Origin of the sequence: Halorientalis pallida (genome assembly GCF_049605515.1) — an archaeon.
Classification (GTDB): domain Archaea; phylum Halobacteriota; class Halobacteria; order Halobacteriales; family Haloarculaceae; genus Halorientalis; species Halorientalis pallida_A.
In genome coordinates, this window is record NZ_CP187158.1 from 3359191 (window position 1) to 3384605 (window position 25415).

The following is a 25415-nucleotide window of genomic DNA, read 5'->3' on the forward strand; positions in this document are numbered from 1 at the left end:
ACCGTTTTGGACGCGCCGCCCGACCCCACGGCTATGCAGGCAGTCCAATTCTCCGAGCACGGCGACACCGACGTGATCGAGTACGGCGAGTTCCCGGACCCCGAACCGGCCGACGACGAAGTCCTCGTGGACGTGAAGGCGGCGGCGCTCAACCACCTCGACATCTGGACCCGCCGTGGACTCCCGGGGATCGACCTGGAGATGCCCCACATCCCCGGCAGTGACGCGGCCGGCGTCGTCACCGAGGTCGGTGCGGACGTGGACCGCTTCGAGGCGGGTGACCACGTCGCCGTCTCGGCGGGCGTCTCCTGTGGCTCCTGTGAGTTCTGCCGCGACGGCGAACCGACGATGTGTGTGGACTTCCACATCCTCGGCGAACACGTCCGTGGCGTCCACGCCGAGCAGGCCGCGGTCCCCGCGGACAACCTCGTGCCGGTGCCCGACCACGTCGACTGGGAAGTCGCGGGGTCGGCGTCGCTGGTCTTCCAGACCGCCTGGCGGATGCTGGTGACCCGCGCCGACCTCCAGCCCGGCGAGAAGGTGCTGGTCCTCGGCGCGAGCGGCGGCGTCGGCCACGCCGCGCTCCAGATCGCGAAGTACGTCGGCGCGGAGGTGTACGCGACCGCCAGCAGCGAGGAGAAACTCGACTACGCCGAGGAACTCGGCGCGGACGAGGTCATCAACTACGAGCAGGAGGACTTCGACGACGCGATCCGGGACATCACGGGCTACCGCGGCGTCGACGTGGTGGTCGACCACATCGGGGCCGCCACCTGGAACAAGTCGCTGGCCAGCCTCGCGAAAGGCGGCCGGATCGTGACCTGCGGGGCGACGACAGGTCCCAACCCCGAGACCGACGTGAACCGCATCTTCTGGAACCAGCTCGAAGTCATCGGCTCGACCATGGGGACGCCCGGCGAGGTCGACGACGTACTGGAACTGGTCTGGGAAGGCGAGTTCGAGCCCCGCGTCCGGGACACCCTGCCGATGAGCGAGACCGCCCGGGCCCACGAGATGCTCCAGGAGCGGGAAGGGTTCGGCAAGGTCGTCGTCAGACCCGACAGCGAGCTGTGAGCGACGACACGTACGTCCACGAACCGGGTGCCGTCGAGGACAGCGACGGCGATACGAGCGGGGACGACGACGACCCGGACGACGCCTACCCGCGCAACACCGTGGGCGACGTGGACGAGGAGTTCGACTGGCGCGGCTGGCTGCTGGTCGCCGCCATCGTCGTCGCCTTCCTGATCGTCCCGGGCGCGCTGTACCTCCTGCCCGCGGCCCGCGGAAGCGTCGCCGCCCTCGGCTGGGGCTGGCGTAACACCTACCTCGCCCTGCCGCTGATCCCCGCGCTCGTCCTCGGGGCACTCGCCGTCTGGTCGGCGGTGCGATCCCGAACGGACTGAATCCGCTCTCAATTTTGATAGCGCCGAGGGAACCCTTATTCTCGGGGTTGGCGTTGACCCGACAATCGGAGCGATGCAACTCCAGTACACGCCCTACACCGCGCCCGTGTTCCTCTCGGCAGTCGTGGGACTGGGTGTAGGTGCGTTCGCGTTGAAACACCGCGAGCGTCCGGGGGCGACACCACTCGCCGTGTTCCTGGTCGGTGCGAGCTTCTGGTCGTTCGCGGAGGGAATGAACCTCGCGACGGTACTGCTCGAGTCGAAGTTCTTCTGGACGCGCGTCGAGACCGTGTTCTCGTGTGTGATTCCGCTGGCCTGGCTGACACTCGTGCTGGAGTACACCGGGAACGAAGAGTGGGTCACGCCCCGAACCATCGCGCTCCTGCTGATCGAACCGGTCGTCGTGGTCGGGGCGACCGCGCTTCGACCGGCCCTTCTGTGGACGGAGGTGTCGACCGTCGAGACCGCCGGTTTCGTCGCGTTCGAATCGGTCACCGGCCCGCTCTTTCAGCTCCACGTGATCTACTCGTACCTGCTGGTGTTGATCGGCGGGGCGCTGTTGTTGCGGGTCATCCTCTTCGCCGAGGGCGTCTACCGGACCCAGGCCACCGCGCTGTTGATCGCGATGTTCATCCCGCTCGTGGGGAACGCACTGTACGTTTTCGACTACCTCCCGACGGGCATCGATCCGACGACCGTCGGGTTCCTGGTCAGCGGGATCATCGTCGCCGGCACGATCCTGCGCGGCCAGTTACTGGAGGTGGTACCGGTCGCCCGCCACCTCGCGCGCGACGAGATCCTGGAGAACATGGAGGACCGCGTGATCGTCCTCGACGACAACCAGCGGATCGCGGACATCAATCCGGCCGCCGCGGAGTTGCTCGACAGGTCGGAGGCGGCCGCGATTGGCGAACGAATCGAGACGGTCCTGCCCGCTCTGGCCGCGTTGCTCGACGACGAGACCGGGATGCACGTCCAGACGGAACTCTCGCTGGAGGGCGACGAAGGCGTCCGGTACTACAACGTCCGGATCTCGCCGCTTCACCGGGCGCGTGGGGCGGTCGCCGGGACGCTCATCAGCCTGCGCGACGTGACCGACAAGCGCCAGCAACGCCAGCGACTCGAAGTCCTCAATCGCCTGCTCAGACACAACCTCCGCAACGAGATGAACGTCGTCGCCGGCAACGCCGAACTCGTCGAGCGCCAGCTGGCCGACCCGGACCTCCGCGACCGCCTCGACCTGATCGCGGAGACGGCGACCCGGATCACCGACCAGAGCGACAAGGTGGGCCAGGTCGCGCGGACGCTCGACGAGGACGGTACGGTGACGGTCGACCTCGGCGAGGCGGTTCGCACAGAAGTCCGGGACGCCCGCGACCGCTATCCAGCGGCGGAGATCACCGTCGACCTGCCGGCGGATCTGGACGCCGAGGTCGATCCCGCCATCGCCATCGCCCTCGACGAACTCCTCGCCAACGCCGTCCAGCACAACGACGCCGACCACCCGACGGTGACCGTTCGGGTCCGCGAGGACGACGACTTCACGGTCCTGAAAGTCGCCGATAACGGCCCGGGGATCGACCCCCACGAACTGGCCGTCCTGGAGGAGGGCGAGGAGACGGCGCTCAAACACGGGAGCGGTGTCGGCCTCTGGGTCGTCTACTGGACCGTCGAGCAGTTCGGCGGTCGTCTGGAGTTCGAGAACGACGACGACGGGTGTACCGTCAGGGCGTGGTTGCCGGACACCGACGAGGCGGACGAACCGGGCACCGCACACTCCGACGGGTTCGTCGGAATCAGGCAGGCGCTGGACTCGTCGGAAATCGAGTTCTCGGCCGACGACTGAGGGCACGAAACCACCGGCCGAACGGCGACCGGAGTAAGTTGCTGGAAAAATACTCTGTAATAAAGTACCGTCGATATCCGGGACAATCAGCAACAATGATACGACAGAACGCACACCTGTAGTGGCGACGATACGAGGACGATATCCGGGTGGCTCGGTCGCGACCGCGCCCTGGGGGGCCGGTTGCGATCTCCAGGTCGCTGATACTGCGTGACATCGCAGGGGGGATCGGGGACCGCTCTACCATCCTGGAGCCGCGTCGCCACCGAGAACCAATCTCATATACATGAACACAGGACAGTGGATCCGTGACGCGGGGATTCCCGTGGCGCTCGCGACAGTCGTCGTGATCGGCGTTCTCGCGATCGGCACGGCACCAGTGGCAGCGACAGGCAACCAGGCAACCATCGCACAGGACTTCGGGTTCGACGACGACGGCGACGGCCCCGGCTTCGGGTTCGAGGACGGGGACGGCCCGGACTTCGGCGGTGACGGAAACGAGTCCGACGACGGTCCCGGATTCGACTTCGGGGACGGGGACAGTCCGGACTTCGGCGGTGACGGAAACGAGTCCGACGGCGGCCCCGGCTTCGACTTCGGAGACGGGGACAGTCCGGGCTTCGGCGGTGACGGAAACGAGTCCGACGACGGTCCGGATTTCGACTTCGGTGACGGAGACGGTCCGGACTTCGGCGGTGGTGACGAGTCCGACGACGGCCCCGGCTTCGACTTCGGAGACGGGGACAGTCCGGGCTTCGGTGACGGGAACGATTCGGACGGCGGTGACGGCGACGGCAACGAGTCCGACGGCGGCACCGACCCGGCCGCACCCGCCGATTTCCAGCTCGCGAGTGTCAGCGGTAGCGGATCGGTGACGGCCGGTGACACGCTCGACGTGACCGCGACCGTCGAGAACGTCGGCGAGCGCGAGAGTACACAGACGCTCTCGCTGAGCGTCGCCGGCACCGAGCGCGACAGCCAGCAGGTGACCCTGGCCGCCGGCGAGAGCCAGCAGGTCACGCTCTCGTGGGCGACGACCGCGGGTGACGCGGGCGAGTACACCGCGACGGTCGAGACGGCCAACGACACCGCGACGACCGGCGTGACGGTCGCGGCCCAGCCCGACCCGGCGAACTTCCAGGTGTCGAACATCGAGTCGAACTCGCCAGTGACCGAGGGTGAGACGCTGACGGTCGACGCGACGGTGCAGAACACTGGTGATCGCGAGGGTACGCAGACGGTGACGCTGTCGGTGCTGGGCACGTCGGACGACCAGCAGGTGACGCTGGCCGGCGGTGCCAGCACGACGGTCACGCTGTCGGTCGCAACCGAGACCGGCGACGCCGGCTCGGGTACTGCGACGGTCACGACCGAGAACGACACCGTCTCGACGAGCGTGCGGGTCAACGCGCCCGACGCGCCCGCGAACTTCCAGCTTTCGGGCGTCTCCAGCAGCGGGCCAGTCACCGCGGGCGGGACCGTGGACGTGACTGCGACCGTCCAGAACACGGGCGATCAGCAGGGCACCCAGACGGTCGCGCTCTCGGTCGACGGGACCGAACGTGACAGCCAGAGCGTGACGCTGGCCGGCGGTGCGAGCCGGACGATCACGCTCTCGTGGGCGACCGAAAGCGGTGACGCGGGCGAGTACACCGCGACGCTGACCACGACCAACGATTCGACCCAGACGAGCGTGTCGGTGACCGAACAGCCGACCGCAGCGAGCTTCGCGGTCTCGGGCGTCTCCTCTAACTCGCCGGTGACGGCGGGCGAGACGGTCGACGTGACCGCGACGGTCACGAACACCGGCGATCTGGAGGGCACCCAGACCGTGAGCCTGGGTATCAACGGTGCCATCGAGGACAGCCAGCAGGTGACCCTGGCCGGCGGTGCGAGCCAGCAGGTGACGCTCTCCTGGCAGACCGAAGCGGGCGAGACGGGCACCTTCACGGCGTCCGTCGCGAGCGACAACGAGACCGCCGCGACGGACGTGACGGTCGAGGCCCAGCCCGACCCGGCGAACTTCACGATCACGGGCACGTCGACCAACTCGCCGGTGACGGCGGGCGACACGGTCGAGGTGACCGCGACCGTCCAGAACACCGGTGATCTGGAGGGCACGCAGACGGTGCAGTTGACCGACGGGAGCGCGTCGCTGGACTCCCGGACGGTGACCCTGGCTGGCGGGACGAGCCAGCAGGTGACGCTCTCCTGGCAGACGACCGCCGACGACGTGGGTGACAACACCCTGACCGTTCGCACCGACGACGACACTGCGACCGCGAGCGTCTCGGTGACCGAACAGCCCAATCCCGCGAACTTCGCGGTCTCGGGGGTTTCGGCTCCCGAATCGGTCACCGCGGGCGACACGGTCGACGTGACTGCGACGGTCACGAACACCGGCGATCTGGAGGGCACACAGACCGTGTCCCTGGCCGTCGGTGGGACCGTCGACCGCCGGGTCGACGACCAGCAGGTGACGCTGGCAGGCGGTGCGAGTCAGCAGGTCACCTTCTCCTGGCAGACGGAAGCCGGCCAGACCGGGAACTTCTCGCTGACGGTCGTGACTGCCAACGATTCGTTCCCGACCAGCGTCTTCGTCGAGGCCCAACCCGATCCGGCGAACTTCGCCGTGTCGAACGTCCAGTCGAACTCGCCGGTGACGGCGGGCGAGACGGTCGACGTGACCGCGACGGTCACGAACACCGGTGACCTCGAAGGCACCCAGACGGTGAGTCTCGGTGTCAACGGAGCCGTCGAGGACAGCCAGCAGGTGACCCTGGCCGGCGGCGCGAGCCAGCAGGTGACGCTCTCCTGGCAGACCGAAGCGGGCGAGACGGGCACCTTCACGGCGTCCGTCGCGAGCGACAACGAGACCGCCGCGACGGACGTGACGGTCGAGGCCCAGCCCGACCCGGCGAGCTTCCAGGTGTCGAACCTGCAGACGAACACGCCGGTGACGGCCGGCGACGCTCTGAACGCGACCGTGACGGTCACGAACACGGGCGATCAGGAAGGCACGCAGACCGTTCGGCTGGGCATCCGCAGTGGCACCACGTCGGACAGTCAGGAAGACAGCCAGCAACTCACGCTGGCCGGCGGTGCGAGTCGGACGATCACGCTGACGTGGCAGACGGCCGCGGGCGACGCGGGCAACTACACCGCGGGCGTGTTCACGCTCGACGGCTCGGCACGGACGAGCGTGACGGTCGAGGAGCAACCCGACCCGGCGGCGTTCCAGATCGAGAACGTCCAGTCGAACTCGCCGGTGACGGCGGGCGAGACGGTCGAGGTGACAGCGACGATCACGAACGTCGGTGATCTCGAGGGCTCCCAGACCGTCGAACTGGCCGTCGTCAAAGCGGGTGGCGTCACGGACTCCCAGCAACTCACGCTGGCCGGCGGTGCGAGCCAGCAGGTGACGCTCACCTGGCAGACGGCCGCGGGCGACGCCGGCACGACGACCGCGCGGATCGCCAGCACGAACTTCGCCCGTGACGTGAGCGTGACGGTCGAACCCCAGCCCGATCCGGCGAACCTCACGATTACGGGCACGTCGTCCAACTCGCCGGTGACGGAGGGCCAGATCCTGACCGTCGACGCGACGGTGCGGAACGACGGCGACCTGCAGGGGACCCAGACGGTCGACCTGACGGTCGCCAACACGGTTCGTGACAGCCAGCAGGTCACCCTCGCGGCTGGCGCGAGCCAGACCATCAACCTGACGTGGGCGACCACCGAGGGCGACGCGGGCGACTACACCGCGACGGTGACGACGGCCAACGACACCGCGACGGAGGCCGTGACCGTCGAGTCCGCGACGATCCAGCCCACGGCAATCGAAGGAACCGCGGAGGACGGGTACGTTCTGGTCGGCGGATCGGGTGGCCAGCAGTTCAACGTCACCGAGTGTCCGAACGGCCAGCCGCCGAATTCGAGCGTGCAGTGTCTCGGAGTCGACGCCGACGTGAACAGCGACGGGTCGTTCTACGCCGCCCCGTCCGATGTCGACTTCCCGAACCAGACTGTGTCGTCGCCGATCGGTGAGTACACCGTCGTCGTCACGGCGCCGAACGGTCTCTCCGGGACGCTCGATACCGAGACCGGTCGGACCACGATCAACGGCACGCTCAAGATCCACATCCCCGGGCTGGACGCCGAAAACGGTGATTGTGGCACGAGCTTCGTGGTGAACGCGACGACGGGAACGAGTGGCACCCTCACTGGAACGCCGTTGAGCATCTCGGGGACGACGGCCTCCGGGACGGTCGTCGACGGTGAGTTCTCGGTTCCCGGTGCCTCTGGCTGTCGGGAAACGATCATCACCAACTACAACGAAGTCGTGAACTCGCAGGTCGGACTCCCGGCCTCGTCGGGCGAGAACGAACTCGACCTCGACCTGTTCCTCGACCTCACGACCGCGAGCTGAACCGTTCGCTAACCGATCACACTTTTTCGCGCTCGCTCACCAGTCGATTATCTGTCGGTCCCGCCAGAACCGTCCCCGGGGACACTCGGGTTTGAACCGGGCGAGCCAGGCCGGGGTGTCCGCTCCTTCTTCGGGACTGCGCTCGGCGTCGGGGCCGCCCATCGCGGTGCGGGTCCAGCCCGGACAGGCGGCGTTGGCGATGAGGCCCTGGTCGCCGTACTCGGCGTCGAGGTAGGCGGTCAGCGCGTTCAGCCCGGACTTGGAGATCCGATAGGCGGGCATCCCGCGTCCGGCGTCGCCCCGGAGCGACGCCAGCGCCGAGGAGACGTTGACCACGCGGCTCCCGTCCCGCCACAGCAAGAGCGGGAGGGCGTACTTCGTGAGCAAGAGCGGGCCGCGCAGGTTGGTGTCGAGGGTCTCGTCGATCACGTTCGTGGGCATCTCCGCGAGCGCCGACCGACTGTCCATCACCCCGGCGTTGTTCACGAGGATGTCGAGGCGTCCCTTCTCGTCGTCCACGCGGTCGACCGCGTCGACCACGGCGTCCTCGTCCGTGAGGTCGAGTTCCAGCGGGAGCAACTCCGGTGCCGTCACGTCGCCGGGGTCCCGAGCGCCAGCGTACACCGTCGCTCCGCGGTTCGAGAGGTCCGCGGCGATGGCGGCCCCGATGCCACGGGTTGCACCGGTGACCAGCGCAACCTGACCGCCCAGCGAGTTGTACGTCTCGACCTCCATGCGTCCCCAGCCGATTGCCACTGGCAAAAAGCCGACCCGCCAGTTACCAGCAGTGAAAACCTCCACCGAATTCGGCCGCAGTCCTGCGGTTTTATTCCACAACTTTGAACGTAAATTACCCACTGGTTGAAGCGAAATATTATATGTATGGAACAATCTATGAAGACCTGGGGGTAGCGGAATGCAAACCTTGCAAGCAAATCGTAAGTTACTGTACTCAGCCGGGTTGACGGCACTGCTTATCGCTATTGTGGCGATGGGGATGGTGGCGGTGCAACCCGCAGCGGCGACAGACGTATCGACACAGACGACGGATCAGGCGGAATTCGGGAACGTTACTGCCGAAGTAACGAAGGAGACGCTTTTCACGGGGAAAGTTTCGAAAGTCAAAGTTACGTACACCGCTCCTGCGGGGGAGACGGTCGACATCACGGTCGCGGACGAGACCAAGACCGTGACGGCGGACGGCACCGAGAGCGAAGTGACGCTCCGCGTCGGGGCGTTCTTCTTCTTCGGTGAGTCCTACCCGGTCGACGTGACGGCGTCCATCCAGGGCGGCGAATCCGTCGACGGGACGATCAACGCCGACGACGGCGTCGTCACGCTCAAACGCGTCGACACCGAGCCGGAGCCCGATCCGGCGAACTTCGCGGTGTCGAACGTCGGCAGCAACTCGCCGGTGACGGAAGGCGAGACGCTGGACGTGACCGCGACCGTCCAGAACACCGGCGACCAGCAGGGCACCCAGACGGTGACTCTGGACGTCGCAGGTGCGGAACGCGACAGCCAGAGCGTCCAGCTGGCCGCTGGCGCGAGCCAGACGGTGACGCTGTCGTGGACGACCCAGAGCGGTGACGCGGGCGACTACACGGCGACGGTCGCCAGCGCCAACGATACCGGCACGACCAGCGTGACGGTGAACGAGCCGGCCACGCCGGCGAACTTCCAGGTGTCGAACCTGCAAGCGCCGTCCGACGCGACGGTGGGTGACACGATCACCGTGTCGGCCGACGTCGAGAACACGGGCGACCAGCAGGGGACCCAGACCGTCGCCTTCGGCGTCGATACGGACGACGACGGCACCCTGGAGACGCTGGCGTCCCAGGACGAGACGCTGGCCAGCGGGGCCAGTACGACGGTGACGTTCGACGTGAACACCAGTGCGCTATCGGCGGGCACCTACACGCACGGTGTGTCGACGGCCAACGACACGGCGACGGCGCAGATCACGCTGACCGCGCCGCCGGTCGAACAGCCGCCGAACTTCCAGGTCCAGACTCTGGACACGAACTCGCCGGTGACGGAAGGCGAGACGCTGACGGTCGACGCGACCGTCGCGAACACGGGCGACCAGCAGGGTACACAGACGGTGACGCTGTCGGTGCTGGGCACGTCGGACGACCAGCAGGTGACGCTGGCCGGCGGTGCCAGCACGACGGTCACGCTGTCGGTCGCCACCGAGACCGGTGACGCTGGCCAGTACTCCGCGAGCGTCACGACCGAGAACGACACGGCGTCGACGAGCGTGCAGGTCAACGCGCCCGACGCGCCCGCGAACTTCCAGGTTTCGGGCACCGACAGCAACTCGCCGGTGACGGAAGGTGAGACGCTGGACGTGACCGCGACCGTCCAGAACACGGGCGAACAGCAGGGCACCCAGACGGTGACCCTGGACGTTGCCGGCGCACAGCGGGACAGTCAGACTGTCCAGCTGGCCGCCGGCACGAGTCAGGACGTGACGCTGTCGTGGACGACCCAGAGCGGTGACGCGGGCGACTACACCGCGACGGTCGCCAGCGCCAACGATACCGGCACGACCAGCGTGACGGTGAACGAGCCGGCCACGCCGGCGAACTTCGCGGTCTCGAACGTCGGCAGTAACTCGCCGGTGACGGAAGGCGAGACGCTGGACGTGACTGCAACCGTCCAGAACACCGGTGACCTCGAGGGCACGCAGACGGTGACCCTGGACGTCGCAGGTGCGGAACGCGACAGTCAGGACGTGACGCTGGCAGGCGGTGCCAGTACGACGGTGACGCTGTCGTGGACGACCCAGAGCGGTGACGCGGGCGATTACACGGCGACGGTCGCCAGTGCGAACAACACCGGCACGACCAGCGTGTCGGTGAACGAGCCGGCCACGCCGGCCAACTTCGCGGTCTCGAACGTCGGCAGCAACTCGCCGGTCAACGAGACCGAGACGCTGGACGTGACCGCGACCGTCCAGAACACCGGTGACCTCGAGGGCACGCAGACGGTGACCCTCGATGTCGCCGGCGCACAGCGGGACAGTCAGGACGTGACGCTGGCGGGCGGTGCCAGTACGACGGTCACGCTGTCGTGGACGACGCAGAGCGGTGACGCGGGCGACTACACGGCGACGGTCGCCAGCGCCAACGACACTGGCGCGACCAGCGTGTCGGTGAACACGGAGCCGGAGCCGCCGACGGAACCGATCCCGTTCACGTCGTACGTGCGCGGTGACGAGAGTTACCTGCACACGGGGACGCCGGACAACGACCGGCCGATCACGTACCCGAGCTGTCGTGACGGCCAGCCCCAGCCGGCCGAGCAGCAGCCGTTCTACCTGCCGACGCCGGGCTGTATCACGGTCGACGGGACGCTGTTCCCCTCGAACAACACCTGGGAAGGTGACATCCAGTTCCCGCCCGCGCGGGACTCGGTCAACGGCACCTCCCTGGGGACCATCTACTTCGAGGCCGACCTGTCGCAGGTCGGCGAAGCCGGTGGGACCCTCAACCGGGACACCGGCAAGATCACGCTGAACACGACGGTCGACATCGGCGTGACGATCTGGAACGTCGACAACGCCCAGACGGGCTGGGAGAACCGCGGCGATCCGGTCTCCGATCCGACGTGTACGATCCCGTCGGTGAGCATCTCGCTGTCGACCGAGAAGAGCTTCCAGACGGGCTCGCCGTTCCCGAGCACCAGCACGGTCTCCGGTGAACGGCTCGACGCCAACAACGTCGGGAAGATCGTCTCGGACGACTTCGACGTCGGCAGTGCCAGCGGCTGTGGGACTGTCCTCGGAATCGTCAGTCTGAACGATCAGATCAACGGCGAACAGGGCATCCCCGCCGGTCCGGGTGACAACGAAGTCGCCTACGACGTCGAGTTCGACTTCGGTAGCTAAGGCATCGAGCCGGAACTACGACCCTATTTTTTCGCGGTGTGAGGAGAGCGCTACTGAGTCGCTGTCGCCGGACCGCGTACTGTCGGTCGTGGCGCTACTCGACGTCGCGTCGCATCGCGATCTCGAACCAGGGACAGAGCCGGAGCTGTCGGTACCACTTGGGATTCTCGTGGAGGCGCTCGTATGGTACCCACATGAGACCGGCAACCTCGTCGGGATCGGGGTCGAGCGTCCGGTCGGTCAGCGTCGCTTGCAGGACCGCACAGACCTCCCACTCGACGCCCTCGTTGGGGTAGTAACGCTTGTACTCGAAGCGGTCGGTCACTTCGAGCCCCTCGTACTGGTCGGGTGTGACGCCGAGTTCTTCCTCGAGGCGCTGGCGGGTGGCGTCTTCCTGACTCTGGCCCTGGACGGGGTGGGAGGCGACGGTGCCGTCCCAGAAGGTGTCCCAGAGCCGCTTGTCGGGACTGCGCTGGGCCAGCAGGATGTTGTCGTCTTCGTCGAACAGCAGTGAAGTGAACGCGCGGTGGCGAATCCCGTCGCCGGTGTGGGCGTCGAGGCGGTTGGCCGTCCCGAGTTCGTTGTCGTCCGCGTCGACCGTGACGACCGCCTGGCGTGCGTTCTCGTGTTCGGTCTCGCCCCCGCCGGAGTCTGTCTCCCCGGCCGTCTCCTCTGAACTCATGCCTGTGCAATCGACCAGCGGGTTGAAAAAGGAATCGAGGTTGACTGCTGTCTTCTCCGCAAACCGACCCTTTTCGGGCTCACCCGAGCCGTTCGTCCAAGATCAACCGGGTTTTGGTCGAGACGACCTCGTCCAACTCCCGGGCCTTCGTGATCAACTCGTTGACCCGCTCGGTGTCGGCGGCGTCGACGACCAGCACGATGTCTTCCTCCCCGGAGACCTGCCAGACCGAGTCCACCTCCTGCCACTCGACGATCCGATCCGAGACCGCGGCGGTGTCGACGTTGACGTCGACGCTGATCTCGATCATCGCCTTGACGTTCCCGGTGGACGTGGCGACGGTGAAGCGCTCGATGACGCCGTCATCGACCAGCCGCTCGACGCGGTTCCGGACCGTCCCCTCCGATGTCCCCACTCGATCCGCGATCTCGGTGTAGGCCGTCCGAGCGTCCCGTCGCAGAATACTCAGAATCTGCCGGTCCAGCTCGTCCATTGAGATTCGAGGGTATTCACCCGGCGTACTTGAGGATTGCGAAATTCGTAACTGAGCTTCGAAAGCAACACTTATGAACGGCGGACGGATACGCATCTCGTAATGACGGACGCCTACGTGGCTATCGAGGGCGGACGCGTCGTCGAGGCGCGCTCCCGCGCTCCGGGCACGACTCGCGGGGAACTGGTATTCACGACCGCGTACACAGGGTACGAGGAGAGTCTGACGGACCCGTCCTACGAGGAACAGATTCTGACGTTCTCCTACCCCCTGATCGGGAACTACGGCGTCCGAGCGGAACGCTTCGAGTCCGACCGCGTCCACCCGCGTGGCGTCGTCGCCCGCGAACTCACCGAGGACGTGGCCGAGTGGCTCGAATCCGAGGGCGTGCCGGCCGTCGACCATCTGGACACGCGCGAGATCGTCACGGGCATCCGCGACGAAGGGGCGATGAAGTGCGGTATCGCCGCCGGTCCCGACGCCACCGAGGAGGACGCCCTGGCCGAACTGGAGCAGTGCAAGCACATGTCCGACCACACCGAGATCGGTGCGCAGGTCAGCGTCGGCGAACCCGAAGTGTTCAACGAGGGCGGTGACGGGTCGACCGTCGCGCTGATCGACTGCGGCGCGAAGGGCTCGATCATCGATTCGCTGGTCGAGCGCGACGCCGTGGTCCACGTCCTGCCCTACGACGCCACCGAGGACGACGTGGCCGCGGTCGACCCCGACCTCCTGTTCATCTCGAACGGCCCCGGCGACCCGGAGAACTTCGAGCAGACCAAGGCCCTCGTCGACAGCTACGTCGGCGAGACGCCGATGGCCGGGATCTGTCTCGGCCAGCAGGTCGTCGCCAGCGCGCTGGGCGGATCGACCGAGAAGATGGAGTTCGGCCACCGCGGGGTCAACCAGCCCGTCCGCGACCTCCGGACCGACAAGGTCGTCATGACCACCCAGAACCACGGCTACACCGTGGCCGAACCCGGCGACAAACTGGAAGTCACGCAGGTCAACGTCAACGACGACACGCCCGAAGGCCTCGAGAACGACGACCTGGAGATCATCACCCGCCAGTACCACCCCGAAGCGAACCCCGGCCCCAACGACTCGAAGGGCTTCTTCGACGACGTGCTGGCGATGGCCGAGGATTAGTCCCGGTCGACCGGCTGTCCCCGGTAGGTGACGGTAAACTCTTCCTCTGTCTCACCGGCGGCTGACTCCGTCGAGTCACCGCTACCGTCGCTGGATGCGTCGGTCGCGTCCCGTGCGACCGGTCGCCCGCGATACATCACGCGGCTCACCGCCTCGTCGTCCGAGACCGGCTCGGGCCGCTCGACCGTATGCTCGCCCACGAAATCGGTCACCTCGTCGAGGACTGCCGTCTCTGTCTTCCGGTGGACCCAGCAGTGGTACGCACTCTCCGGCGTCTGCAAGACGAGCCTGTGTTTCCGGAAGCCGGTGCTGTACCGGACCGCTGCTACCGACTCGTGAGGGACCGCGACGACTGCATCGCCGTCGCTCTGGCCGACGAGACAGAGCGTTCGTCGACCGGTCACGAGGATGACCGTCCTGAAATCGCTATCGGGCGCGATGGTGTTACTCTTGACGCCGCGACCGATCCCTCGTTTCCCGTTCGTCAGGACGTATACCGGGGCCTCCGTCTCTTGAAGGTACGTCACTGGCGGGTCGTTCAGCGGGGCCTGCTGTGAGAACCGGCCCTCGCGCCCGGCCAGGACCGACATCGTCACCGAATCGTCGGACGCCATCTCCGCGAGTACGAACGCTCGCTCGGCGACATCGGAATCCGTCATTCCGCCTCCACGTCGACGTAGACAACTGCCGTTGGGTGGTTCACACGACAGCCGTCGTGTCGTCCCGTAATCAGAGTTACGAACGTAGTGTTATATGTGGTATAGGGTATTATTATGATACATTTGGGGCACAGAATAGGAGAATGTGGTTATAAATGCGGATTTAGATTCGGATACGACAGTTTCGAGCGTGTGGGGGTGTCCGGGACGGCGCACCGGTGTCCTCGAACGAGTCCGCTGGGCTGTCGTGGAGTCACTCTCCGAACGCCGCGCCGACGGTCTCGATCTCGCAGCGTTCCGTCTCCACGACCTCGTACTCGACGAGCTGGCTGTGCGCGTCCGCTCGTTCCGTTCTCCTCCGGCGTCTCCGGTTTCCGGTCGACGGGGTCGACCTGGTCGGCTCACCCGGTCCGGAGTGTCGGGGTCATTCGTCCGTGAGCGCGAGGAGTTCACCGAACCCGACGCCGACGTACAGCCGGCCGTCGCCGACTGCCGGTGCGGACGTCGCCGCGTCCCCTTCGGTCCGCCAGCGCTCGCTCCCGTCGGCCGCGTCGAAGGCCACGACGTACCCGCCGTTGACCCGGCCCAGACCGCCGTAGACGGTCCCGTCCACGACCGCCGGGGCACCGGTCGTCCCGGTCCCCGCGTCGGCGGACGGGCCGCGCCATCGCACCGATCCGTCCGCTCGTTCGAATCCCCAGATAGACAGTCCGACGCCGGCGAACAGGCCGTCTTCGCCGACTGCCAGGCTCGATCCGAGTGACTCGTCGACCGTCGTCGTCCACTCGGGCTCGCCACCGTCGGTCGGAATCGCCGCCAGCGTCCCGCCGGTGATCGCCGCGTACCGGTCGTGATAGATTCGACTGGCGACGTAGACCGTCCCGTCCACGGCCGTAGGGGACGACTCGATCCGCCCCTCTACCGGTACCTGCCAGCGCACGGTCCCGTCCTCGACCCCGAGCGCGCGGACGCGACCGTCCCGGCCACCGACGAAGACCTGCCGGTCGGTGACGGCCGGTGCCGACGGTCTCGTTTCGACGTTTTCCGTCCACCTGACGGTCCCGTCGGTGGCGTCGATGGCGTAGACCCGACCGCCGGTCGTCGACACGTAGACGCTCCGTTCGCTCGCCGCGGGCGGACCGGCCACCGGCGCGTCGAGGTCGACCGTCCACGCCGCCCGACCGTCCCGTCTGTCGAAGGCCCGGACGCGACCGCTCGCCGCGTCGTCTCGGAACTGCCCCGTGTTGGCACCACAGACCACGTAGCCGGCGACGACCGAGGGCGGGAAGTCGACGCGTCCCCCGGTCTGTTTCCGCCAGCGTGTCTCGCCGGTCGCCGCTTCGAGGGCGACGACGCTGCCGCTGTCGTCGGCCGCGTAAGGGTTGCCCAGACCCAGGTACACCGTGTCGCCGACGACGACCGGCGACCCCCGCGTCCCGTCGAGGAAGTCGCGACGCCACACCTCGGTGCCGCTCTCCGTGGGTGGAGACGCCGTCCTCGTCCGACCAGTGTTTCCCCCGTCGTGGCCGAACTCCCGCCAGGTGTCGGTGAACTGGCCGGTCCCGGCGGGTACGTCCTCGACCGCCAAGTCGTACCGTCCGGGTTCGGTTACGCTCGGCTCGAACCGGACCTCTCGGGTCGTCTCGCCGTCGACCTCGACGGTCCGCGTCGCCACACTGTCGCCGTCCGCGGTCACCGTGACGGGCCGGCCGACGGCCGCTGGACCGTGATTGCGGATCGTCGCCAGCAGTGGCAGTCTCGTGCCCACGGGTCCACGCGCCCGCTCCAGACTCGCCTCACGGACCCGGATAGCGCGTTCGACGGTAACCGTCCCTGCGGCGACGCCGTCGACCGCGAGAGCGTACTCGCCGGGGGCCTCGAAGGACCGCTCGACGGTCACGGTCGTCCCGTCGCCACCGACGGTCACCGACTCCTCCGTGACCGTCTCGCCGTCGACGGTCAGCGCGACCGTCGTCTCGCTCTCGAGAACGCCGCTGTTTTGCAGCGTCACCTCGACGGTGACCGGCTCCCCGACCACCACCGTCTCGGTGCCCAGTGACGCGTCAGTCACCTGGGTGGTTCCGAGGACGCCACAACCTGCCAGGGCGGCCGTCGCCGGGAGTGCGAAACCGCACAGAACCTGTCGCCGACTCGGTCCTCTCCGCATGGCTCTGCCGTCGGGCCGATCGGTAATAAGTCATTGCGCCGACGGATCGCGTCGACACTGGTCGGGGTTCCGACCGATTGCCGTCGCGAGGTCGAAGCGGTGCGGACGCTACACCGCGCTTCGCCCGCCGGCCTTGATCTCGCCGAGTTCCGTCTCCATGATCTCGTACTCGGCGAGGTACTGGCTGCGCACGTCCTGGAGGCGTTCCTCCATGTTCTCGTCGTTCTCCTTGAGCGTCTCCAGTTTCCGGTGGACGAGGTCGATCTGGTCGGCGATCTCGTCCTCGCCGCGCAGGTTCATGAACTCCCGCCGGTGGGCGTCGACCAGCAGTGTGGCGTAGTCCTCGGTGTCGAGGTAGGCGGCCCCGTTCAGGGACGGCTCGGGGTTCGCGAGGATGAGTCGGGCGAACAGGCGCGGGTGTGCGTCGACGAACTCGTTGGGCTCGGCCCACGGATCGACGCCGTCGGCACGGGCGGCCCCCTCGTAGTTCTGCGGGACGACTTCGTCGATGGTCTCGGGCGGGTCCGAGAGCTCGAAGGCGTGGTCGACGATCCTGGCGAGGTCGGTGTGGAGGTCCTGCCACACGTCGCGGTACTCGCGGCTCGCGGTGAGGAAGGCGCTCACGTCGGCGACGAGGTCGGGGTGATCCCGGGAGATGTCGGCGACCACGTCGTCGGGCACGCCGGTGTCCTCGATCTCCGGATAGGCGGGCATGCCGGCCGGCGGATTCGTCCGGTCCCACCGCTCGCGGTTGGTCGTGAGCCACTCCAGAATCCGGTCGATACCCGTCGCGACGATCCGTTTGACGTACGGTCGGCGACGGAGCCTGCGGCTCTCGGCCGCGGCGTCTTCCAGCCGCCTGGCGTACCAGCCGACGATCACGAGCAGGACGACCGTCCCCAGCGCGCCCGCCACGGTGGCGAGCGTCTGGGCCTCCTCCAGACTCTGTGTGAAGGCGGTGATGAGTACACTCACGACCACGCCGACCACAGCGATGGCGAGGATCTGGACGACTCCCGAGATTATCCGCGTCGTGCTGTTGTCCCTATCTAGCATCTCCCGTCCCCTCGAACGTGTCTCTCCGGTTTCCTGTGTGGGTACTTAGGGACTATCATCTTTCACATCTCCTGTCAGGCGTCCCGGAGGTCGTCGGGGGCCGCGGTTCGGATCGTCGCCGTGGCCGCTTCGTCGGCCCGCCGGACGATCCGAGTCTGGGACGCCCCACGGACGGCTTCGCGACTCAGATCCCGAGCCCAAAACGCTGCGTGAAAACGGTATCCGGAGCCCCGTCCTCAGTAGTCGCCCCAGTCGCGGGTGTCCTTGGGGCGGGCGGCCACGTCCTGAACGTTCAGCGGCTGATCGGCCGACTCGATGGCCTCCAGGGCCGCTTCGGCGCTCTCGATGGTCGAGAAGTAGGTGATGGTCTCCTCGACACAGACCTCCAGAATATCGCGGTTGCGCGAGACCACGAGGTCGATCTCGCCGTCGCGCAGGCGCTGTTTCACGCTCTCGATGTCGGCGCTGTCGAGGTCCTCCACGTCGAAGTGGTCCTCGAAGCCGATCACCGGCAGGTCGACGATGGCCGACCCTTCGAGGGGAATCGGCTTGCCGACGGACATTTGGGCCTTCTGGTAGGCCTTGCCGAAGGAACCGGCGGTGCCCATGACCTCGCCGGTCGATTTCATCTCCGGACCGAGCCGCGGGTCACTGCCCGGCAGGCGGTCGAACGGCAGGACGACCTCCTTGACCGAGACCTGGTCGGGGATCTGCTCGTCCACGTCGAGTTCGTCGAGGCTCGCGCCGGCCATGACCTTCGCGGCGAGCTTGGCGATGGGGACGCCCGTCGCCTTCGACACGAACGGCACGGTACGGGACGAGCGCGGGTTGGCCTCCAGCACGTACACCGTCTCGTCTTTGACGGCGAGCTGGACGTTGAGCAGGCCCACGGTGTCCAGCGCGGTCGCGATGTCCTCGGTGACCTCGCGGACGCGTTCGAGTACGTCCTCCGAGAGCGAGCGCGGCGGGATCATACACGCCGAGTCGCCGGAGTGGACACCGGCCGTTTCGACGTGTTCCATGATGCCGCCGATCAGCACGTCGTCGCCGTCGGCCACGGCGTCCACGTCCAGCTCGACGGCGTCGGCGAGGAAGTCGTCGATGAGGATCGGCTTGTCCGGGGACACCCGAACCGCCTCCTCGATGTAGGTTTCGAGGTCCTCGTCGTTGTACACCACGTCCATCGCGCGGCCGCCCAGCACGTAGCTCGGGCGCACGAGGACGGGGTAGCCGATATCGCGGGCGATCTCCAGGGCTTCCTGCTCGGAGGTCGCCGTGCCACCTTCGGCTTGGGCGATGCCCAGTTCGTCCATGAGCTGGTTGAAGCGGTCGCGGTCCTCCGCGAGGTCCATCGCCTCGACGGCGGTGCCCATGATCTCACAGTCCAGTCCGCGGCGTTCGATCTCGTTTTCGAGGGGTTCGCCGATGTCGACGGAGGTCTGGCCGCCGAACTGGACCATCACGCCGTCGGCGTTGGTCGTCTCGATCACGTCGGCGACCTCCTCGGCGGTGATTGGCTCGAAGAAGAGACCCTCGGAGGTGTCGTAGTCCGTCGACACGGTTTCAGGATTGTTGTTGACGACGTGGGCGTCGATGCCCATCGCCTCCAGCGCCTGGACGGCGTGGACCGAACAGTAGTCGAACTCGACGCCCTGCCCGATCCGGATCGGGCCGCCGCCGACCACGACGACGCTCTCGGCGTCGGTGTCGACCTGGACCTCGTTGCGGCCCAGCCCCGAGAGCGGTTCGCGGGCGGAGTAGTAGTACGGCGTCGAGGCGGCGAACTCGCCGGCGCAGGTGTCGACCTGCTTGAACGCGCGGTCGGGGGTCTCCTCGTCGACCTGCTCGACGGTGACGCCCGATCCATCCGCGGACACCTCGTCGGCGTCGACCTGCTGGGCCTCGTCGCGATCCGGGAGCCAGGAGGCGTGCGTGTCGTTGAACTCGCCGCCGGCGATGGCGGTGATCTCCTGGTCGGTGAACCCTTCCTCGGCGGCGGCCGCGAAGTCTCCCTCGGCGGCCGCGCTGGCGGCCTCGGCGATGCGCTTGTAGCGTTCGAGGTACCACTCCCGGATCTCGGTCAGTTCGTTGACTTCCGCGACGGAGTAGCCCCGCTCGAAGGCCTCGAAGACGGCGTAGGTGCGGTCGGGCGTCGGCCGTTCCAGATACTCGCTTTCGAGTTCGTCGTCGCTCACGTCCGCCCAGTCGACGGCGGGGTCGTACTCGGAACTGCGGAGCGCCTTCAGCATCGACTCCTCGAAGGTCCGGCCGATGGCCATGGCCTCACCGGTGGACTTCATGGCCGGCCCGAGAGCGAACTCCACGTCGCGGAACTTGTCTTTGGGCCACCGCGGAACCTTGGTCACGATGTAGTCGATGGCCGGCTCGAAGGCGGCGGTGGTCTGGCCGGTGATTTCGTTTTCGATCTCGTGGAGGCGCTTGCCCATCGCGACCTTGGCGGTGACGCGAGCGATGGGGTAGCCGGTCGCCTTCGAGGCCAGCGCGGAGGAGCGAGAGACGCGGGGGTTGACCTCGACGACGCGATACTCGCCGCCGGGCGTGCCGTCGTCGTGCCAGGCGAACTGGATGTTACAGCCCCCCTGAATCCCGAGTTCGCGGATCACCTTCAGCGCGGTGTCGCGCATCTCCTGGTGGCCCTCGTCGGGGATGACCTGACTGGGCGTGACGACGATGGACTCGCCGGTGTGGATGCCCATCGGGTCGATGTTCTCCATGTTGCAGATGATGATACAGGAGTCGTCGGCGTCCCGCATGACCTCGTACTCCAGTTCGATCCAGCCGTCGATGGACTCGGTGATCATCACCCGGTTGTCACGCGAGAGGTTCAGCCCCTTCCGGACGGCGTCTTTGAGTTCGTCCATGTCGCCGATGACGCCCGACCCCTGCCCGCCCAGGGTGTAGGTCGTCCGCATGATGACCGGCAGGCCGCCGACGGCCTCGACGGCGTCCTCGACCTCGTCCATCGAGTCGATGGTGACCGACTCGGGGACGGGTTCGCCGATGGACTCCATGCGCTGGCGGAACATGTCGCGGTCCTCGGTCGCGTAGATGGTGTCCAGCGGCGTGCCCATCACGTCCACGTCGTGTTCGTCCAGCACGCCCTCCTCGGCGAGTTCGGCGGTGACGTTCAGCCCCGTCTGGCCCCCGAGACCGGCGATGACGCCGTCGGGCTGTTCTTTCCGGATGATCTCGGCGATGGCCTCGGTGTTGATCGGCTCGATGTACACCTTGTCGGCCATCTCCGGATCGGTCATGATCGTCGCCGGGTTCGAGTTGACCAGCACGACCCGCGCCCCTTCCTCCTGGAGCGCACGGCAGGCCTGCGCGCCGGAGTAGTCGAACTCCGCGGCCTGTCCGATCTTGATCGGCCCACTCCCGATCAGCAGGATCGTGCGGTCTTCTGATCCGTCTGTCATTGTCCGTCCCCAGTCCGCTCATCGTAATAAGCCCGGCGATAGATTGCGAGCATCGTAAGTGAATTTCGAAATTCGTATTGTCGCCGGTTGACACGGATCGGTCGTCCGCGCGACAGGTCGGTCAGCGGAGACGGTCGGCGAGTTTGGCGACGCGGTCACTGACGAGACCGTCGTGTCGGTCCCCGAACTGCCGGATCCGGATCGCCGCGGCGACCGAGAACACGGCCAGAAGCAGGCCCGCGACCACGTCGGTGCCCCAGTGGATGCCCAGGTACATCGTCGAGACGGCGACGCTCGCGGCCGCGAAGACGGCCACCGGGAGCCAGTAGGGGTAGGCGTCGCGGGTCCGGTAGGCCATCAGTGCGACGGTCACCGACAGCGACGTGTGCAGCGAGGGGAAGACGTTGGTGTTGCGGTTGATCTCGCTGGTGAGCAGTTGCGACTGGGGCCAGTGCGTGTAGAGGAGTGGCTCGACCACGTCCGGCATGAAGTTTCGCGGGCCGTACGCGATGAAGGCGAGATAGCAGATCAGGCCGATCCCGTAGTTGAGGATGTACGCGACGGTCAGCTCCCGCATCGGCCGCTGGTCGTCGATGGCCAGGTACGCCACCAGCGGGAAGATCATCAGGAAAGCGTAGCCGTAGACGTACACGTTCGAGAAGTACGTCGTCAGGATCGGGGAGGCCACCGTCTGGACCTGTCCGACGAACGCGCCCTCGATGGCGTGGATCGAACTGGTGATCCGGACGCCGATCAGCTGTGAGAGGTCGGTACTCACGTCACGGATGAAGCTGTTGATCGCCAGCACGCCGCCCAGCACGGCCACGGCCGGCCCGGCCTCCCGGAGCCGACTCCGGATATCGGTGCGTGTCTCCCGGAGCCGACGCGGGCCGACGAACACGAGCGACGCGACGACGAGCATCACGCCGACCACGCCGAGCACGCGTGCGGAGAGTTCGAGCAGTGTCACGGTATCACCGTCCCAGGAGCCGGCCGCCCTCGTAGCGGAAGCCTGCCTCCTGCCAGGCCTGCTGGAGCTGCGCTTCGTCGACGTCGCCGTCGGACCCGAGGAACGGGACGACCGGGTGGTCGCCGTTCCACTCGAGGGTCGACGGGAGCCAGTCCGTCCCCGCCAGCGGGCTCGCCGCCGGCTCCGCGTACCCGTCGAACACCGCGTCGGCGAGATGCTCGCGGTCGAGCAGTCGGCCCAGGACCCGCCGGAACTGGTAGTTGTGCAGCGGCGGTCGCCGCGTGTTGTACCCCAGCACGTAGTAGGAGTTCGAGGGCCGGGTCAACAGGTCCAGCGCCGGGGCGTCCTCGATCCGGGCGACGGTATCGACCCCGATCCCGTTGATCGCGGCGTCGAGCGTCCCGTCGGCGGCCGCCTCGACGAGGATCCCGTCGGACACGTCCGCCTGTACGACCAGCCGCTGGAAGGGCAGCCCGCCGTCCATCCACGACGGGAACGTCCCGCTGTCGGTCCGGTGGAGGAAGTGTTCGTCGAACCGCCGCAAGACGAGTTCCACGCCCGAGGGCTGTTCGGCGAAGGCCACCGGCCCGCTCCCGACCGCGGGGACGTTTTTCGTCACCAGCGCCTCCGTCACCTGGCCGCCCACGTCCACGCCGCCGAGGGTGGCCGGCCGTCGCCGCTGCTGCCAGACGTGTTCGGGCAGGATCGGGACGGTGAACGCGCGCCGGGCGACGGTCTCCGAGCAGTCCGTGAACGCGAACTCCACAGTTCGAAGGTCGTTGGCCCGCACGCTCTCGATCAGGCTGGCCTGCCCGTGGTACCGCGGGACGGGGACGAATCCGTCCGCGTTCCGTGCCGACGTGTCCGCGATGAACTCGTAGGTGAAGGCCACGTCGTCGGCGGTCAGCGGTTCGCCGTCGTGCCAGCGCTGGTTGGGCCGCAGCCGAACCGTCGCCCGGAGGTCCTCGCCCCGGCGCTCGAACTCCCAGCTGTCGGCCAGCCACGGCTCGATCCGGTCGCTGCCGACGGTCCGTCCCAGCGGATCGTACAGCAGGTTCGTCAGGATCGTGTTGTCGCGGTAGCGCACCGACAGCGGGTTGAGGTTCTGGATCTCCTGCTGGTAGGTCGTCCCGATCCGGAGCGTGCGCGGACTCGGCGCCGCCTCGGCGGTCGCTTCCAGTGCCAGATACCCCAGCGGCGAGTCCAGATCCGCCTGCGCCCAGCCGGTGAATCGGTCGGTCCGGACCGCCCGGATCGTCTCGGGGAATCCGAGGATACTGAACGGCTGGGTCCGCGCGACGGTCTGCTGGAGGGTCGCGACCACGTCCCGCCGTTCCTGTCCGGTCGCGCGCCGCTGGCGCTGGAGCAGATCGTCGACCTGCGCGTTCGAGTACCCGAAGGGGTTGCGCCAGCCCGGTGCCAGGACCCCCGTCGAGTGCAGGAGCGAGTACAGGGTGTCCGGCTCGCGGGGCACGTCCGGCGTCCGGCCGACGAACAGGTCGAACTGGTGGTTGACGAGGATCTGTCGGCGGAGTTCGTCCTCGGCCGTCGGGACGATCCGGGCGTCGACGCCCGCCGCACTCAACCACTCCCCGACTGCCCGCGCCAGCCGGAGCGCGTAGGGGTCCGAGTCCGCCGGCAGCGTCTTGATCCGCAGCGTCGTCTGGCCGCCGCCACGCCAGCCCAGGAGGGCCTGGAGTCGGTCGAGACAGCCGGCGCTCGCACCGGCCGCGCCCGCTGCGGCACCGGTGAGGAGCTTCCGCCTGGTCACGCCCGCTCGACCCGACGACATTGTGTTGCGATTACGTTTAGCCGTGCCCGCTATATCCCTTATGTATTCGGGAACCGCAGGTCGCTGGCCCCCGCTGCACGCGTCCCGCCGTCGTTCGACACCCGGAGCGGCTCACAGTCCGAACAGCGGGACGACCAGCGCGACGAGCCAGGCGAGGGCGGCGACCGCGACCAGCGCGGCCCCGATCCGCCGGCGGCGACTCTCGGGGTCACCCGCGGCCCGCGCGCTCGCGCCCGTCGCCAGCAATCCCGCCGCGAGCGCGACGCCGATCCGGTGCTGGACGAGGTCGGGTCTCGGAAGCCCCACGCCGACGACGGCGAAATCGGCGGCGAACGCGACGAGCAGTGCCGCCACCGTCACGCCGAACGCCCGGAGCGGTCCGACCGCTTGCCCCTGTCGGTACGCCATCGCGGGCACACCCAGCGCCACGACGGGGTACAGCACCGCCGCGAACAGTTTCGGGTGTATCCACGGGAGGACCGTTTCGAGCGCCATGCCCGCCAGCCTGACACCGAGATAGAGGCCGCCGACACCCACGGCCAAGCGCAGTTCGTCGCCGAACCTGTCGTCGCCGGTCCGCACCAGCTCGCGCGCTCGTTGGCTGATCGAGTCGGTTCCGCGCCCGACGCCGAGCGCGACTGCGGGCAGTGCCAGCGCCAGCAGGTCGACGACCGTGATCCCGCCCGCGCCGCGACTGCCGTACCCCGAGAAGTTGCGGCCGCGCACCAGGACGCCGGGCTCGTCCGCGAGGTCGTCCTCGACGAGTTCCTGGGAGCCACGCGTCGAGGTGACGGTGTGGCGCAGTCGGAACCAGTCCCACCACTCGGCGTGGACCTGGATCGCCGTCCACGCCCCGGACGGTGCGCCGAACGCCCGGACGTGCTGGCGCGTCCCGAGGTACGTGCCCGCGTGGAGCTGGAAGTCCTGCGCGACCCAGCGCGCTCGCCCGCGTGCGGGATCGACGTACGTGTACCGCACTGCGCCGTGGGACCCCGCCCACGTCAGATGGACCGCGGGGGCGTCGACGCGCAGGTCGCCCTGTGGCCCGGTTTCGACCTCGGCATCGTCCATCCCGGGGAGCGGGACCGACGCGTCGCCGGACGGCTGGGCCCCGTTGGCTCGCTCCCAGTCGACGGCGGCCTCGCGGGTCAGCACCTGGCGCGCACGGCTGGTGTCTCCGCGAATCAGGACGTTGATCGCCAGCGTCTTCCCGTCGGTCGACCGGCGTTTGCTCGTGTAGGGCCAGAGCCGACTCTCGCCGTCGACCGGTTCGATGAACGCACGCGTCGGCGCGTCGGCGTCGGCGGCCCCGAACGCACCGCTGGCGACGGCGAGACAGGCTACGGCGGCCACGAGTGCGACGGCCCAGCCCAGTCGCATACGACCGTACCTCCGACAGAACGACCAAAACTGTCCCGGTCGTGACCCATCCGGTCA

General features: G+C 67.7%; 16 protein-coding genes. 6 read left to right on the plus strand and 10 right to left on the minus strand.

All coding sequences use genetic code 11. The features are described 5' to 3' along the window. The first annotated feature begins 33 nt into the window (after positions 1-33). The 4 genes from ACOZ4N_RS18945 (at position 34) to ACOZ4N_RS18960 (ending at position 7681) form a co-directional block, all read left to right on the plus strand. Positions 34-1074: a zinc-binding dehydrogenase gene (locus ACOZ4N_RS18945; RefSeq protein ID WP_424017925.1), complete on the plus strand. Its 1041-nt coding sequence runs from the start codon at positions 34-36 to the stop codon at positions 1072-1074. Next, complete coding sequence (locus tag ACOZ4N_RS18950) at positions 1071-1406, plus strand: hypothetical protein (protein ID WP_424017926.1); 336 nt, start codon at positions 1071-1073, stop codon at positions 1404-1406. Before ACOZ4N_RS18945 ends, ACOZ4N_RS18950 begins: the two co-directional genes overlap by 4 nt. A gap of 73 nt (positions 1407-1479) precedes the next feature. Continuing rightward, entirely contained in the window at positions 1480-3252 is a 1773-nt protein-coding gene (locus ACOZ4N_RS18955) for a histidine kinase N-terminal 7TM domain-containing protein (protein WP_424017927.1), read from the plus strand. Positions 3253-3538: 286 nt separating this feature from the next. Then, positions 3539-7681 (plus strand): beta strand repeat-containing protein, encoded by a 4143-nt coding sequence (locus tag ACOZ4N_RS18960; RefSeq protein ID WP_424017928.1) that lies wholly within the window; start codon positions 3539-3541, stop codon positions 7679-7681. 36 nt (positions 7682-7717) lie between these two features. Here ACOZ4N_RS18960 and ACOZ4N_RS18965 read toward each other — a convergent pair whose 3' ends face one another. Further along, positions 7718-8416: an SDR family NAD(P)-dependent oxidoreductase gene (locus ACOZ4N_RS18965; protein ID WP_424017929.1), complete on the minus strand. Its 699-nt coding sequence runs from the start codon at positions 8414-8416 to the stop codon at positions 7718-7720. 271 nt (positions 8417-8687) lie between these two features. Between ACOZ4N_RS18965 and ACOZ4N_RS18970 the strand changes: the two genes are divergently transcribed. After that, a complete protein-coding gene (locus ACOZ4N_RS18970) occupies positions 8688-11573 on the plus strand; it encodes a CARDB domain-containing protein (protein ID WP_424017930.1) in 2886 nt (961 codons plus the stop codon). Between the two features lie 94 nt (positions 11574-11667). On the opposite strand, the gene idi is transcribed toward ACOZ4N_RS18970, so the two are convergent. Together idi and ACOZ4N_RS18980 are read right to left on the minus strand one after the other, a co-directional pair. Further along, positions 11668-12255, minus strand: a complete 588-nt coding sequence (idi, locus tag ACOZ4N_RS18975; RefSeq protein WP_424017931.1) for an isopentenyl-diphosphate Delta-isomerase — start codon at positions 12253-12255, stop codon at positions 11668-11670. A gap of 79 nt (positions 12256-12334) precedes the next feature. Beyond that, a complete protein-coding gene (locus ACOZ4N_RS18980) occupies positions 12335-12748 on the minus strand; it encodes an Lrp/AsnC family transcriptional regulator (RefSeq protein ID WP_424017932.1) in 414 nt (137 codons plus the stop codon). Positions 12749-12850: 102 nt separating this feature from the next. Here ACOZ4N_RS18980 and carA point away from each other — a divergent pair, with 102 nt between their 5' ends. Continuing rightward, on the plus strand, positions 12851-13897 hold the full coding sequence (gene carA, locus ACOZ4N_RS18985) for a glutamine-hydrolyzing carbamoyl-phosphate synthase small subunit (protein ID WP_424017933.1): 1047 nt from the start codon (positions 12851-12853) through the stop codon (positions 13895-13897). Here carA and ACOZ4N_RS18990 read toward each other — a convergent pair. The 7 genes from ACOZ4N_RS18990 to ACOZ4N_RS19020 form a co-directional block, all read right to left on the minus strand. Next, the gene (locus ACOZ4N_RS18990) at positions 13894-14556 is read right to left on the minus strand and encodes a hypothetical protein (protein ID WP_424017934.1); all 663 of its coding nucleotides are present in this window, start codon (positions 14554-14556) and stop codon (positions 13894-13896) included. The genes carA and ACOZ4N_RS18990 overlap by 4 nt on opposite strands. Before the next feature lie 424 nt (positions 14557-14980). Beyond that, positions 14981-16627: a PQQ-binding-like beta-propeller repeat protein gene (locus tag ACOZ4N_RS18995; RefSeq protein ID WP_424017935.1), complete on the minus strand. Its 1647-nt coding sequence runs from the start codon at positions 16625-16627 to the stop codon at positions 14981-14983. A gap of 204 nt (positions 16628-16831) precedes the next feature. After that, entirely contained in the window at positions 16832-17779 is a 948-nt protein-coding gene (locus ACOZ4N_RS19000; protein ID WP_424017936.1) for a hypothetical protein, read from the minus strand. A gap of 236 nt (positions 17780-18015) precedes the next feature. Next, on the minus strand, positions 18016-21216 hold the full coding sequence (carB, locus tag ACOZ4N_RS19005) for a carbamoyl-phosphate synthase large subunit (RefSeq protein WP_424017937.1): 3201 nt from the start codon (positions 21214-21216) through the stop codon (positions 18016-18018). 121 nt (positions 21217-21337) lie between these two features. Further along, positions 21338-22186 carry a phosphatase PAP2 family protein gene (locus ACOZ4N_RS19010; protein WP_424017938.1) on the minus strand — a complete coding sequence of 283 codons (849 nt, stop codon included), beginning with the start codon at positions 22184-22186 and terminating at the stop codon, positions 21338-21340. 4 nt (positions 22187-22190) lie between these two features. Continuing rightward, the gene (locus tag ACOZ4N_RS19015) at positions 22191-23978 is read right to left on the minus strand and encodes an ABC transporter substrate-binding protein (RefSeq protein ID WP_424017939.1); all 1788 of its coding nucleotides are present in this window, start codon (positions 23976-23978) and stop codon (positions 22191-22193) included. 111 nt (positions 23979-24089) lie between these two features. After that, complete coding sequence (locus ACOZ4N_RS19020) at positions 24090-25358, minus strand: hypothetical protein (RefSeq protein ID WP_424017940.1); 1269 nt, start codon at positions 25356-25358, stop codon at positions 24090-24092. Positions 25359-25415 lie beyond the last annotated feature (57 nt).